This window comes from Selenomonas sp. KH1T6 (assembly GCF_900108415.1).
Lineage (GTDB): Bacteria > Bacillota > Negativicutes > Selenomonadales > Selenomonadaceae > Selenomonas_B > Selenomonas_B ruminantium_A.
The window spans coordinates 25,332-39,951 of the sequence record NZ_FNWN01000019.1 but is presented as its reverse complement, the minus strand read 5'-3'; the positions used below and the strand labels follow the sequence as shown (position 1 = coordinate 39,951).

The window sequence follows — 14,620 nt, the reverse complement described above, 5'->3', positions numbered from 1 at the left end:
GCAGTTTGGGAATAATGGCAGCCAGTTGCTGCCTCATGGCACCGTCACCTGTATTTGCTTCTGAACTTATTTCTATAGATGCGCACAGTTCACGTTGCATCTCCATGCCTGACAGCATCACGCAGATTGCCATAGGTGACCCGGAGATTGCCACGGTGGTGGAGGTGCCTGCTACAGACAATGAATTCTTACTGGTGGCTCATAATGAGGGAACTACCTCACTATTTGTTTGGACAGCTTCCGGCAATCGTTATGAGTATATAGTGGGTGTGTCTCCTGAGGATGCAGGACAGGCCAAGATAATAGAGCATGCTATCAATCTGCCAGATGTTCATGTGAAGATGGTTAAGGGTAAGATTATGCTTACTGGGACTGTAGAGAATCAGTATGAGCGTAATTACGCTGTGAGGACAGCCCAGCTTTTTGTGAAGGAGAATGAAAAGAATACAAACCTAACTGTGGGTAGTGATGCCAACATAAACGTTATGACTTCTAAATCTGCTAACCAGTCGGAAAGCAGAAATATTGGAGTTAGTGAGGCGAGGACAGCAGGTTATATCATAGATCTCTTGCATATGACGCATCCTTCACAGATACGTTTGGAAGCACAAGTCATTGCTATTAAGCCTTCGGATACTAAGAACCTGGGTATTGTTTACGGATCTGAATCAGGGTCTAATCTGTTCAGTTCGCCGGGAGTTTTCTATGTGGGTGATTCCTATGGCTCAGGGGATACCACCTTCGCTCATAATCCTTGGAAATGGGCGACGGACAGGTGGGGAGGCATCAATATGGGCATCAGTGCTCTGGTGACTCAAGGTAGGGCAAAGATTCTTTCCCGTCCCAGCATTACCACCATGAGCGGCGAGGAAGCAGTTATCCAAGTGGGCGGTGAGATTCCCTATACTACACGAGACAGCAACGGCACGCCTCATACGGAGTTTAAGGAATATGGTATTATTCTTCAGTTTAAGCCTGTAGTGGATGCGGAGAGCCGAATTGTCACTGCTGTGCACACGGAAGTGAGTATGCCAAATGGAGAATCAGTAGACGGTCAGCCTGTTCTTGATCGCAGGGGCGCAGATGCGGTTGTAACGGTAGCTTCGGATACCACCATGGTTATCGGTGGGCTCATGGATTCCCGTGAATACAAGACTGTGCGGAAGTTCCCTTTCCTGGGAGATATTCCTGTGATTGGAGAGTTCTTCAAATACACCTCCCATACCAAGGACAAGCAGGAACTCATTATTCTGGTAACGCCGCATCTGGTGAATGAGTATGAGGCTTCTCAGGCCAGGATGACTTCTGAGATGGAAGAATTCTACAATCGAGGCAGGCGTGTGGAAGCAGCCAGGAAGGATGTTGACCTGGATGCTCCTCTGCCAGATCCTCAGGAAGAAAATGCTTCATCCCGGGAAAGTGGGGAAGCGGTACTTGAGGGCAAAGTGGAAACCAGAGAAGATAATTCCTCGGAAAATGGTTCCATCCTCGATAAATATCTGAACAAAGATGTGCTGCACAAAGGCACAGAGCAGGACAGCAAGCAGAAGGAGTGATACTTATATGGAGGGACATAGAAGTATCGTCATTGCTGTCTTCAGCACCTCTGCCGGCAGCGGCAAAACCATAACAGCCATCAATCTGGCGGCAGGTCTGGCCAAAGAAGGATACCAGACCTGCCTGGTGGATCTTGATTTGCAATTCGGTGATGTGATGGGTTATCTGGACATGGTCAGTGATACGACCTTGGCAGATGCCCAAAAGGCTTTGGAGCGGAATGCAGCTTCCTTTCGGGTGGAGGATTACCTGACGGAATACAGCTGTGGCGGCGTTTCCTTTTCGGTGCTGCCCCCTCCCAGAGAGATAAACGATGCCTACATGGTGAATGTAGACACAGTGGCAGAAATCATCCGCCGCATGGGCAGCTTCAATTTCATCGTGCTGGATATGACGTCGGTCTTCAGTGCCTTGAACCTCGTAATGCTGGATATGAGCACAGTCATCAATTTTGTGGGCGTGGTGGATTTCCTGCCAGCGGTGAAAAACTACAAGGTGGGCTATGATACTCTCCTGCGTTTCGAGTATGAGGAACGAAAGATTCGCCTGGTGGAAAACAAGGCAGATGAGGAGAAATACATCAGCTCAAGGGATGTTGAGCGTCTCCTGGGAGCGAAATTCTATCACAGGCTCCCCAGTGACACGGCGGCTGTGACTCAGTCCATCCGCATGGGCAGGCCCCTGATGTTCGCCGCTCCCTTGTCTCCTCTCACCCAGAGCTACTGGCAGCTGGTGGGACGCTATACCAACCGTGATGATTCTGCGCAGGCTCAGAGCAAGAATCATCCAGCTTCTGCCCAAGAGGGCAAGAAGTCCCGTGGCTTGTCCTGGCTGCTGGATTTGGGCGGCTTTGCGGCTCACGGCAGCAAGTGAAGGGGGGGGTGAGGTGCTATGAAATATCGTACAGTGCTGGTTGAGCATGAATCAAGCATGCTTTCTCAATTGGCAGGTGCCCTGAAGGCAGACAGCACTTTTGACCTGGCATCGACTTATCACTCTGCCAGCCAGGCTTTGGGACAGAGCAGTGTATTTTTGCCAAACCTCTTCATCATTGATGTGGATGACAATGAGGCTCTGAGTATGTTGCCGAATTTCATCAGCTTGTTCCCCAATGCTGCTTTTCTGGGAACCATGGAAGCGTGGAAGGCAGACAGGGCTGAGAGAGTAATCCAGTCAGGTGCCCTGGGCTGCGTACTGAAGCCTTTCCGTGCCAGGGATATCCTGGAAGCCATAAGACTATATACACGGCGGGGGCAGAAGCGTCCCACCCGCACCATGGCGTTCTTCAGTCCCAAGGGACATTCAGGCCGGACTACCCTCGCATCGGTGATGGCCATTGAGTTGGCTAAAAAGAGCGGGGAGGCAGTGGCCATCATAGATGCGGATTTGCAGTTCGGAGATGTGTCTATCTTCTTCGATGCAGTGCCTCAGCATAACGTGGTGGAGGCGTCCCATGATATACGGCTGCTGACTCCTGCCGCGCTGGAGCCTTACTTCCAGCCCGTAGGAAATGGCATTTGGATCATGGGCGGGCCCACCCGGCCTGAGCATGCAGAATTGGTAGAGGCCAATCAGCTGATAGATGTGGTTCGCATGGCGGGGAGCCTTTTCCGCTATGTGCTGCTGGATCTTCCCTCTGGCTTCAATCCCATCTCTCTGGCCCTGGCGGAGTTTGCAGATACGGATATTCTGGTGTCCATGATCAGCAGCGGTCAGGAAGTCCGTCATATGAAGCGTTCCATGAAGATGTTCCATACCTGGGATGCCTATGGCAAGAGAATCTATCCTCTGTTTGCCGGAGTGAAAAATTGCACTTCTGAGCAAAAAAGAAAAATTGAGGAGGAATTTGGCCGGCATGTGACGAAAATATTACCAGAGGAGAAAAGACTTACCTCTATCACAGGCAGCGGACGACTGATGAAGGATTTGCCGGAAGACATGCCTTATGTGAGTACCGTCGCGAGCCTGGCCAATGACATTGTCGTGGGCAGGAGGTGAGAATGTGGTTGTTGCTATTGTAGCTTTGATGGCAGCGATGCTGACGTTCTTGCTGATGACATTGCTCATCATCTATGTACGGCAGCAAAGGCGTATGAATATCTTCTACCGCCTGCGTCGCTACAACATAGTGGAAGCCGGAGTGACAATTGACGAGCAGACTCCTCTCGGGGACAGAATCAGGTTTTGGCTGAAAAGGGCGGCGGCTCCCTTGTCGGAGTTGCGTCCCATACAGGCTCTCGACTTGAAGATGCGCCAGGCAGGCATTCCCCTGCTGGGAGGGGAGTTCATGGTTTTCCTCTTTGGCAGTACAGGCATAGCTGCTCTGGTCACCTGGCTATTGACCCTGGATGGCAGTAACGCATTCCTCATTGGTCTTTTGACGGCAGGCCTTATCTGGGGCATGGTGACCATAAGGATCAGCCGTCGCCGCACTGCTTTTACCGAGCAGTTGGGTGACTGTCTGATTACCGTGGCCAACGCCCTTAGGGCTGGCTACAGCTTCCAGCAGGCTATGGAGGTGGTGGCCAAGGAGATGGAGCCTCCCATCAGCGATGAGTTTGCCCAGGTCACCCGAGAAGTTGCCATGAGCGTGCCCCTGGAATCAGCTTTGGAAGGCATGAACAATCGGGTAGGCAGTGCTGATTTCGACCTGGTGGTGACAGCGGTGCTGATTCAGCGAGAGGTAGGTGGCAATCTGGCTCAGATTCTCGATACCATCAGCGATACTATCCATGAGCGTATCCGCATGAAGCGTGAGATTTACGCTCTGACAGCACAGGGCAGGCTTTCGGCCTGGGTGCTGATACTGATGCCTTTTGGTTTGGCCTTTATTATGTACCTGATTAATAGGGAAAGTCTGATGTTGCTTATAACAGAACCGCTAGGACGTATGGCTCTGTTGGTGTCGTTCTTCCTTGAGATTATCGGCTATGTGGTAATCCAGCGGATTGTCCATGTAGATGTATAATATTTACTGTTTAGAATTTAATATTTGAGAGGGGAGTGGATGTCATGTTACAGCGTATCAACAATTTTTTCAGGAAGTCTCAGATTGGGCAGGGCATAGTGGAGTACGCCCTGATTCTGGCCTTCGTTGTGGCTGTTGCTGCAGTGTTGGGGAATGCTGGCGGAATAAGAACTGCCGTACAGAATATTTTCAATAATACACAGCAGCAGCTGAACACCCAGGGAGGTACCACCACCCAGGGTGGTTAATGGCGGTGGTAATGGTTAATTCGTAAAAGAATTAGATTCAGTTTGTATCTGAGGAAAGAGCTTCCTGTTTTCGGGAGGCTCTTTCTTACCTATTTCGTTTTGTTAATCTTACAGGAGGTGACGGTAATGAAAGGACAAAAAGGGCAGTCAGTGGTGGAATTTGCTCTGGTATTGCCGATATTCCTCCTGATAATATTAGGCGTGGTGTATGGCGGTTTGGCCTATGCAGATTATCTGCAATACAGTACAGCGGTGCGGGAGGCTGCCAGGGATATTTCAGTTAAGGACAGTGCAAAGCGCAGTGCCACTGTGGCAGGGCTTAACAGTAACAATGCCGCTACAGTGAAGGAGTATGCTGACCCTCTGACAAAGCTGTATAAAGCCACTTTTTCCGTGCGTCCTTTTAAGCGCAATCAGGATGGATCTGAAACTGTGACAGATATCAACAGCGCACAATTCGTGACGGTGAAGGCGGAATTTGTTCTGAATAATACAAACATAAGTGTCCTGCCTGCGACACTCAAGGCTGTGCAATGCACTATGCCTGTGGAAAAAGATAATGTGCAGCAGCAAAATCAGCCATAATATGATGAGGCTTGCGACGGTATGTAGATGAGGCGGTGGGAAGATGTCACTCTTAAAGCGCTTGGGAAAGACGAAAGAAAATGCCATAGAGGAAGTGGGGAAACGGGAGAATCCTCTGGGAGAATTTGGGAAACAAACTGCCAGGGAGAAAGCTCCTGCAGGCAGAGAGGTGGAAAAGCAGGCCTATCCTCATCTGACTGACAATAGCCATCAGGCGCGTCCGCAGATGGCTTCTGCCTTCGCAGCCAGGCGAAATGCTGCTGTGGAGGTAGACCAGATTCAGGAACTGAGACTGGCCGTCCATCGTCGCATTGTGGATGAAATGACGGTGGCAGAGCATCAGCTGCTATTGCAAGGCTCAGTGGCCAAGGAGCAGATTCAGAATCTGATTTCCACTTATTTTGACAGGGAGATGGCCAATCATTCCTATGCCCTGTCCCGGGCAGACAGACTGGCGCTGATAGAGGATATCTGTGACGAAATCCTTGGTCTTGGTCCTTTGGAACCCTTGCTGAAAGATAACACCATCACAGAAATCATGGTCAATGGTCCGCGCGATATCTTCGTGGAGCGGGCAGGCAAGCTGCTCCTTACGGAGTCGCGTTTTTATGATGAAGCCCACCTGATGAATATCATTGAGCGCATTCTGGCTCCTCTGGGCAGGCGAGTGGATGAGTCGTCTCCTCTGGTGGATGCTCGTCTGGCTGATGGCTCCCGCGTGAATATCATCATTCCTCCCCTGTCTCTGGTGGGACCAGCGGTGACCATCCGCAAGTTCTCACAGAAGGCATTATCGGTGGAAGATTTGATGAACTATGGCACTTTGAATGAGGATATGGCAGACTTTTTGGAGGCCTGTGTCAGGGCGCGGCTGAACATTCTGGTATCCGGAGGTACAGGCTCCGGCAAGACAACCACGCTGAATGTGCTGTCTTCCTTTATCCCTGCCACTGACCGCATCGTTACTATCGAAGATGCAGCCGAGCTAAGGCTGCAGCAGCGCCATGTAGTGACTTTGGAATCCCGGCCTGCCAATATCGAGGGCACAGGTGCCATTACCATCCGTGACCTGGTACGCAATGCCCTGCGCATGCGTCCTGACCGCATCATCGTAGGTGAGGTTCGCTCTGGTGAGGCCCTGGATATGCTTCAGGCCATGAACACGGGCCACGATGGCTCACTTACCACGGCTCATGCCAACAGTCCCCGCGATGTATTGTCACGTTTGGAGACTATGACCTTGATGGCAGGCATGGAACTGCCTGTGAGGGCTGTGCGTACCCAGATTTCCTCAGCTATAGATCTTATCCTGCAACAGTCCCGCATCAAGGATGGTACGCGCAAGATTACCCACATTACAGAGGTGCAGGGGATGGAGGGGGATACCATTATCCTGCAGGAACTTTTCCGTTATGTGCAGGATTACATTGACGAAAGCGGGAAGTCAGTGGGGCATTTCGAATCCACAGGGATGCAGCCAGCCTTCATGGAAAAATTCCGCATGAATGGCGTGACACTTCCCAGAAATTTGTTTGCCGGAGGACATTGACCATGGTATTCTTGACGGCTTTAGTAGTGACAGCGCTTTTCATGCTGATGTTACTTTTGATATTTTGTTCCGGGCATATGTCCCAAGTGCGAATCCAGCACCGTATGTCCAAGATGATTGCAGAAGCAGAGCAGGAGCGTAAAATTCTTAAGCGCAAAAAACAAAAGGGTGCAGAAGAAGCGGAAGACAAATCACCTGTCCGTAGTCTGGCAGAAATGCCCTTCAGCGAGCGTGTCATACTGCCCTTTCTGAAAACCATAGAAGATAATCTTAATCAGTTTGCTCCCCGGGAGCTAAAGAACATGATGGAAATGATGCTCTTTCGCCTGGGAGGGCAGGAGAGATGGACGGTTAATCATCTGGCAGCAGGCTGGGTGCTTTCCGTGCTGCTGGGGGGAGCTTTAGCCTTTCTGGCAGGATATGTCATTACCGGCCTGGCACTGATTCAGAAGATAACCTTTGTGATTTTGGGAATGGTGGCGGGAGCGGTTCTGCCCTTTATGCTTTTGCAGTCGGCCATCAAGCGGCGTCAGGCCGCTATTAAGAGACAGCTGCCGGATTTTCTGGACTTCCTCTGTGTCAGCGTGCAGGCTGGCCTTTCCTTTGATGGTGCTGTGGCAAAAATCGTCAGCCGTATGAAGGGGCCATTGACAGATGAATTCCGCAGGATGCTGAGGGATACGAGCCTGGGCATGACCAAGCGGAGATCCCTGACCCAGTTGGGCAAAAGATGTGATGTGGAGGAGATGTATCTTTTTACTTCTTCCGTAATACAGGCGGAGCATCTGGGCACCAGTATGTCAAAGACTTTGCAGGTGCAGGCAGAGAATATGAGGGACAGGCATCGTCAGGCTGTGAAGGCGGCGGCTCTGAAAGCTCCTATCAAGATTATTTTCCCCATGATTGTCTTCATTTTTCCTTCGATTTTCGTCATGGTGATTATGCCGGCGATTTTAGCATTGGTGAAATCCTTGGGCAAGTGAGGGGGTGCAGGCAATGTTGTCTATACGTAAACTCCAACATCTGTTGAATCATCAGCGGGGGCAGGGCATGGTGGAGATGGCTCTCCTTATGTGCTTTGCAGTGGCAGTGGTGGTGGGGGTAAATTGGGATAGCTTCAAAGAAAGTATGGGAATCCCTTATCTGAGGATGGCAAAACGTGTAGGGATGAATACTTCTACTACAAACCCTGTAGATATTTCTGCTTATGCCACTATGCCTACGTCTGAACTGAGACAGATAGACAATGCAGAGCGTATTGCTGCTGACAAGGCTACCATGACTGCTTTGGGAGAGTTTCTGCTGACATTGAACAAAAGTGATATTGCGAATCTGTTTCCTGGAACTAAGGAGTCTCGCTGGACAGGTACAGATGGCAGTGGTAAGCCTGGTGTAGCCTTGTTTGACTACTGCATTGAAAATGCAGGTGATAATGGTGAAGCATTGAAGGTCAAGCTCCGTCACAATGATGCGGGATACCTTAGTAATCAGCAAGCGATACAGTGGCTGCAAGGTAATTATGATAAAAATACGGAGCCCTATAAAGGTAATAAAAGCGAGATTGTTTCTAATCGCTTCTTTTATTCGAATGATGCCATAGATCCTAGACCGCAAGCACATTTAACAAAGGGAGAACAGTCAGCTACATTGTGGGCTGCTTTTACTTTTGATAGTGGTGGGGATGTAACATCTGTTAAGTTAAGTATGAGCAGGAGCTATCAAGAAAACGGAAATTCTGGAGCATGGAAGCGTACAAATTGTGAGGGGTTGACTGATGTTGTTGTAAGCAAATGAGGGAGGTGTGAGTAATGAGAAGACTGGGAAACAGTTCACAGAAGGGGGCCGTCCTGGTCTTTGTGGCCCTCCTGTTGCCTATGCTGGTTTTCTTTGGGGGCATGGCCATAGATTTCGGACGGGCTTATCTGTATAAATCAGACCTTCAGAATGCAGCAGATGCGGCAGCCCTGGCAGGGGTGGCTGCAGTGGCATCAACAAACGGCAAGGCTCGTCTGATAAATGATGCTAATGTTCCTGCAAATGCAGAAATTTCTTCGGATACTGCTCTTAAGAACAAGGCAGCAAGTGCAGCCAATGCGATTCTCGTCAAGGATATTGGGAGAAATGGTGCAAATGATGCCAATACAAAGCTACGTACCGAGTCCCAAGAGGCGGAAGATGGCGAACATCAAAAGAATACCTACTATTACATGGTAGAACTGACCGATGAGGTAAGGATGGTCTTTGCCCGGCTTTTTCTGCCAGACAGTCTCCTGCCTGATGGCTGGAATATCAAAGTAGTTGCCAGAGCTTGGGCTAAGGCTGGCGATGGTGGTAATAATGGTGGCAATGATGGTGTAGACCTATTAACCCAGATGAATGAAGTGGTAGGACTTGAACTGCCTTCGACTTTTAATGAATGGTGGAAAAAAGAGGTTGGAGGCAACACCATGGAAACAGCGCAGCAACTCAGTTATACCAATACGGGAGTACAAATTGGTGCAGATGGCAGTCGCAGTGAAATTTTTAACATGGATGGCACGGAAGAGGATAAGAATGTCAGAAAAAATCTTTTCATAAACTTCAAGCAGGATATACATTATGATACAACTTTGGTAGAGAATTTTGATGTCACTGATTTGCAGGGGATGAGCTATGAAGAGGCAAGAAGTCTTTTCTATAATGATGGAAAAAAATTTGTAAACATAATACTGCCAAATGGTAAAGTATTAAAGGGACCGGTGACATGGGATACGCTCATAAGGGAGTTAGGACCCCAGATCACTTACAGTAACGATAAAACTTGGTGGAATCTCACAAATGGATATTTGACATGGGATGCAATCGACCCTGAGCAGCGTGAAATCGTCTGGAAGGCCCTTACTTCCAGTGTAACCGCCACCATAAATGTGACGGAGCCATTTCCGATGAGGGATGTGGCTGCGTTACCTGATAAAGACGTTTCCTTGAACACCGAAGGGGAGCGGAACCTGCAAGATCCACTTTATGTAATGATAGAGAGTGAGGAGTTCAATGAAACCGGGGTAAATAATACTATCCACGACATCAATATCAATATAACAGCAGACAATACAGGAATGACAGATGGGAAATATGATTTCCGTCCCATTGTTTTCGCCTACGAAGGGCCTGTAGATGTAGAAGGCAAGCGCGGGGAGGGGCGGAAGTCTAATACAGTTGTTGTTAATCTTGGGGCAGATTTCAGAGGGATCATCTTTGCCCCCAATAGTTCTGTACGGATCAACGTCACAGGTGAAGATCGGGAATATAGGAAATTTCAAGGCATCATCATTGCCAAGTCCTTGGTAGATGGAGCTGGCAATGAAATAACAATGCCGGCAGATGAAGTTACTACGGATAACGCTGCGGAATTCCAAGATTTTTATCGTAATACACTTAACCTGAAAGGGGCAGTGTATGATGATTTTGGCGTAGTGAAACTCAATGTGTATAAGCCTGAGAAGGATATCTTCTACCTGACAAGCAGGGCGAGCATAACTATCTAAACAAAAAATCCGGTGCTATCTGATATAAGTTATCAAATAGCACCGGATTTTTAGCGGAATAATTTCTTATTCATATTGATAATCTCACCCATGAGCATCTTACCCCGTATATCCGGGTGCAGCCCGTCTATGGCGAAGCCGGTGTCCATTTGCTGGCCTGCGGCATCGTAGAAGTATGGCTCCAGGTCTATGTAGTAATCCTGCTGGCGAATCCAGCTGTTGACCTGGGTGAGCTTCATGCGCCATTGGGGGTCGGTGTCCGTGTGGAAGGCGTACTTGATGTTGCCGGGATTGATGGGCATGAGGGTCATGAAGATGGGACGGATGTCGTGGGAGCGGCATTTCCGCTTGATTTCCTCAAGGTCAGTGATAATATCCTGCGGTGAGATCTCAGGGGCCCTCAGGCTGTTGGAGCCGGTGAGTACCAGGAGATTCAGGGGATGCAGGGGCAATACGTCAATGTCGAAACGCTCCTTGGTGGTAGTGGAGGTGTCTCCGCTTCTGCCAAGGTTCAGGCAGGGGAAGTCCAGATAGGTGGTGTAGCTGTACTCCAGGGAAGCGGGGGAGTAGGAGATGGCCCCGCCCCCGTGGGTGATGCTGTCACCCAGGACAGCGGTCTGTACCCGCTTATCACGCTGGGGCATGGTGAATTTGGCGGTGTCTGACCAGGTGCCGATGATATTGTTGTTGGCATCCAGGGCCCGCACCCGCCAGTAGTATTCTCCTGCATAGGGGCGGGCGTACTCATCATAGCAGGTGTTGGCAGAGTCCACAATGCGGCTCCAGACCCGCCCTTTGTCCGGCTGGGTGCCATGCTCTTCTGCTGGCGGGGCGGTCATAAGCTCCACCTCATAGTGCATGATGTCGTGGAGGGGAATCCACTGGTACACGGGGTAGATGGGCTGCTGGAAGTCGGGCATCTGGTCAAAGGTATTCAAGAGAGGTGCCTGGGGCATGGGCAGGGAGGAGTCGATATAGATGGGTTCTGCCTTGGAAAAGACTCCGATGGGCTGCAGATGGAGGTCCAGAGCCCTGGCCCGCCAGTAGACCACCTGCCTGTTTGCATAGGGGCGCAGGTCTGCCTGCCAGCCATTGGTATAGACCTTGCGTGTTATGTAAAGCTGGGAAGCTTTGTCCGGCTGTATGCCTCCTTCCTGAGCGGGAGGGGCAGACAGCAGCTCTACCTCGTAGCACACCGCATCCGGGACTGTGTGCCAGACCAGGAAGGGCATGAGGCTGGCTGGTTTTTCCTTGGTATAATGGAAGATGGGGACGGGGGCAGACTCCGGACGGGTGGCGGCATAGTTAGGGTTGGCAATGGGAGCGGAAGGCTCTGTCAGCTGGCCGAACATGCCGTAAGCCGTCACACGGTAGTACATGGGGATAGCAGAGCGTGGCACTTCGTAGGAATCATTGAAGGTGAATTCTCTCAGGAAAAAGTGCAGGTCAGGCTCATTGGCTACCAGTCCCGTGGTCTTGGAATATGTCTCGATGCGGTAGAAGCAGGGATAAGGCAGGCGTTCCCAGGACAGCACCAGATGTCCGTCCGTCTCCTTGAAGGCAGCAACAAGGGTCTTCTGCTGCAGTCCCAAAACGTCAGTCTTTTCCGCTACGAAAATAGACAAAAGGGTAAATGAGAGTATAATGATGGCAAAAAGCAAAAATTTCTTCATAAACCTACCGGCTCTTAAAGGATTTTCCCTGAATTGTAGGGAATAGTTAATAGTATATCATAAAACAGAGGTGTTGCGAAATGGAAAAGCATGGTTTGATAATGGTACATACCGGTGATGGCAAGGGCAAGACTACGGCGGCTCTGGGGCTGGCCATGAGAGCCTGGGGGGATGGGCTGAGAGTCCTTATCCTGCAGTTCATCAAGGGTGGCTGGAACTACGGGGAGCTGAAGACTATCGAGGAACTTGGCAAACTCTCCGAGGGCCGCATCCGGGTGGAACAGTGCGGCAAGGGCTTCACCAATACGGGCAAGGTCAGTATGGAGGAGCATAAGGCTGCTGCCCATGAAGCCCTGGCAAAGGCTGAGGAAGCCTTGACCAATGGCCAGTGGGATCTGGTCATCCTCGATGAGATGAATTATGCGGTGAAGTATGAGTTGGTGACGGAAGAGGAGATGATGTCTCTCCTGGACAAGAAGCCAGCCGACCTCCATGTGGTGCTGACGGGCCGGGATGCCTGCGAGAAACTTATCGAGCGGGCTGATCTGGTGACGGAGATGCATCTGGTGAAGCATCCTTATGACCAGGGGGTGAAGGCTCAGAAGGGCATTGAGTTCTGAGCAGGGGCTTTTGCCCTTGCATTTTTGTCCATAAAGTTGTAAACTTGTAACATCTTGCTGTACATTTGTGTACTATTTCAGAAGGAGGAACCATGAGTTCCTGCCCGGTTAGGAGAGCTGATACTTTATGAGAAGCGACGTTGTCAAGAAAGGGGCCACCCGTTGTGCCCACCGTTCCCTGTTCAATGCTTTGGGCTTCGGTCCTGAGGACCTGCAGAAACCTTTGATTGGTGTCTGCAATTCCTTCAATGAGGTGATTCCCGGTCACATGGGGCTGAAGGAGATCACTGAGGCAGCCAAGCTGGGAGTGGCTGCTGCTGGCGGCACTCCCATGGAATTCCCGGCTATCGGTGTCTGTGACGGCATTGCCATGGGCCACACCGGCATGAAGTATTCTCTGGCCAGCCGCGAGCTTATCGCTGACTCCATCGAGGCTGTGGCTATGGCTTCGGGCTTTGACGGCCTGGTGCTCATTCCCAACTGCGACAAGGTGGTGCCGGGCATGCTGATGGCAGCTGCCCGCCTGAACATCCCTGCCGTAGTGGTATCTGGCGGCCCCATGCTGCCGGGACGCTACAAGGGACGGGATATCAGCGTCAGCCAGTCCTTTGAGGCAGCAGGCAAGTTCGCTGCCGGGGAAATGGATGAGGCTGCCATGACTGATTTGGAAGCTCATGCCTGCCCTGGCTGCGGTTCCTGCGCCGGTCTCTTCACCGCCAACACCATGAACAGCCTGACAGAAGTGCTGGGCATGGGCCTGCCGGGCAACGGCACCATTCCCGCCGCCTACAGCGGCCAGCGCCGCCTCCTGGCTAAACGGGCCGGGGCTGCGGTGATGGAAATGATCAAGAAGAATGTCTGCCCCCGTGATATCCTTACCAAGGAAGCCTTTGAGAATGCCATCACTGTGGATATGGCTATCGGCGGTTCTTCCAATACGGTGCTGCACCTCACGGCTATCGCCCATGAGGCGGGCATCGAGATTCCTGCGCCCCTCTTTGACGAAATCAGCCGCCGCACTCCCTATATTGCCAAGCTGAGCCCGGCAGGCACGCACCACATGACTGACCTCAACGAGGCTGGCGGCATTCCTGCCGTCATGCATGAGCTGTCCAAGAAGGGCCTTATCCATGAAGAGGCGCTTACAGTCACGGGTACTGTGGCAGACCGCATCAGGCATGCGGAAGTCCTCGACAGGAATGTGATCCATTCTGTGGAGGAGCCTTACCGCAAGGAAGGCGGCATTGCCATCCTGCAGGGCAACCTGGCTCCCGACTATGCAGTGGTGAAGGCTTCTGCTGTGGCAGAGGATATGCTGGTGTATGAGGGCACTGCCAAGTGCTACAACTCCGAGGAATCTGCCTGCAAGGCCATCATGGAAGGCGAGATCAAGGACGGCAATGTGGTGGTTATCCGCTACGAAGGCCCCAAGGGCGGCCCGGGCATGCAGGAAATGCTGAATCCCACGGCAGTCATCACGGGCATGGGGCTCAAGGTGGGCCTCATCACCGACGGCCGCTTCAGCGGCGCCAGCCAGGGGGCCTGCATCGGCCATATTTCCCCGGAAGCCATGGCAGGCGGTCCCATCGCCCTCATCGAGGACGGGGATGTCATCTCCATTGATATTCCGGGTCGCAAGCTGGAACTGAAGGTCAGCGAGGAAGAACTGGCCAAGAGGAAAGCTGAGTGGAAGCAGCCCGAGCCGAAGATCAAGACCGGCTACCTGGCACGCTACGCCAAGCTCACCACTTCCGCCAGCACCGGGGCAGTGGTAGAATAACTGATATTTATACTCGTGAGTATAGCTGATTTTAGAATTCTTTAGTAAATCGCAGATCATACCTGCCCCGTGAAACGGGGAAGGGGGACCGCCGTCAGGCGGTGGAAGGGGCGATA

At 51.3% G+C, this 14,620-nt stretch carries 13 protein-coding genes; 12 read left to right on the top strand and 1 reads right to left on the bottom strand.

Features of this window, described 5'->3' with window-relative positions; all coding sequences use genetic code 11:
• The first annotated feature begins 14 nt into the window (after positions 1-14).
• From BLW59_RS11375 to BLW59_RS11330, 10 genes are all read left to right on the top strand, one after another.
• Positions 15-1,556, top strand: a complete 1,542-nt coding sequence (locus BLW59_RS11375; RefSeq protein WP_074697886.1) for a pilus assembly protein N-terminal domain-containing protein — start codon at positions 15-17, stop codon at positions 1,554-1,556.
• A 7-nt stretch (positions 1,557-1,563) separates the two neighbouring features.
• The gene (locus tag BLW59_RS11370) at positions 1,564-2,430 is read left to right on the top strand and encodes an AAA family ATPase (RefSeq protein ID WP_074697885.1); all 867 of its coding nucleotides are present in this window, start codon (positions 1,564-1,566) and stop codon (positions 2,428-2,430) included.
• 18 nt (positions 2,431-2,448) lie between these two features.
• Positions 2,449-3,555, top strand: a complete 1,107-nt coding sequence (locus tag BLW59_RS11365; protein ID WP_074697884.1) for a MinD/ParA family protein — start codon at positions 2,449-2,451, stop codon at positions 3,553-3,555.
• A gap of 4 nt (positions 3,556-3,559) precedes the next feature.
• On the top strand, positions 3,560-4,525 hold the full coding sequence (locus BLW59_RS11360) for a type II secretion system F family protein (RefSeq protein WP_175463417.1): 966 nt from the start codon (positions 3,560-3,562) through the stop codon (positions 4,523-4,525).
• A 44-nt stretch (positions 4,526-4,569) separates the two neighbouring features.
• The gene (locus tag BLW59_RS11355; protein WP_074697882.1) at positions 4,570-4,773 is read left to right on the top strand and encodes a hypothetical protein; all 204 of its coding nucleotides are present in this window, start codon (positions 4,570-4,572) and stop codon (positions 4,771-4,773) included.
• A gap of 126 nt (positions 4,774-4,899) precedes the next feature.
• Positions 4,900-5,358 carry a TadE family protein gene (locus tag BLW59_RS11350; protein WP_074697881.1) on the top strand — a complete coding sequence of 153 codons (459 nt, stop codon included), beginning with the start codon at positions 4,900-4,902 and terminating at the stop codon, positions 5,356-5,358.
• Positions 5,359-5,584: 226 nt separating this feature from the next.
• The gene (locus BLW59_RS11345; protein ID WP_074697897.1) at positions 5,585-6,907 is read left to right on the top strand and encodes a CpaF family protein; all 1,323 of its coding nucleotides are present in this window, start codon (positions 5,585-5,587) and stop codon (positions 6,905-6,907) included.
• 2 nt (positions 6,908-6,909) lie between these two features.
• Positions 6,910-7,890, top strand: coding sequence for a type II secretion system F family protein (locus tag BLW59_RS11340; RefSeq protein ID WP_074697880.1), 981 nt, complete (start codon positions 6,910-6,912; stop codon positions 7,888-7,890).
• Between the two features lie 13 nt (positions 7,891-7,903).
• A complete protein-coding gene (locus BLW59_RS11335; protein ID WP_074697879.1) occupies positions 7,904-8,701 on the top strand; it encodes a hypothetical protein in 798 nt (265 codons plus the stop codon).
• Between the two features lie 14 nt (positions 8,702-8,715).
• Positions 8,716-10,431: a TadE/TadG family type IV pilus assembly protein gene (locus BLW59_RS11330; RefSeq protein WP_074697878.1), complete on the top strand. Its 1,716-nt coding sequence runs from the start codon at positions 8,716-8,718 to the stop codon at positions 10,429-10,431.
• A gap of 50 nt (positions 10,432-10,481) precedes the next feature.
• Here the strand turns inward: BLW59_RS11330 and BLW59_RS11325 are convergent, their stop codons facing one another.
• Positions 10,482-12,104: an SGNH/GDSL hydrolase family protein gene (locus BLW59_RS11325; protein ID WP_074697877.1), complete on the bottom strand. Its 1,623-nt coding sequence runs from the start codon at positions 12,102-12,104 to the stop codon at positions 10,482-10,484.
• Positions 12,105-12,184: 80 nt separating this feature from the next.
• On the opposite strand from BLW59_RS11325, the gene cobO reads away from it, so the two are divergent.
• Together cobO and ilvD are read left to right on the top strand one after the other, a co-directional pair.
• Complete coding sequence (cobO, locus tag BLW59_RS11320; RefSeq protein WP_074697876.1) at positions 12,185-12,724, top strand: cob(I)yrinic acid a,c-diamide adenosyltransferase; 540 nt, start codon at positions 12,185-12,187, stop codon at positions 12,722-12,724.
• 127 nt (positions 12,725-12,851) lie between these two features.
• On the top strand, positions 12,852-14,504 hold the full coding sequence (gene ilvD / locus BLW59_RS11315) for a dihydroxy-acid dehydratase (protein ID WP_074697875.1): 1,653 nt from the start codon (positions 12,852-12,854) through the stop codon (positions 14,502-14,504).
• The last annotated feature ends 116 nt before the right edge of the window (positions 14,505-14,620 follow it).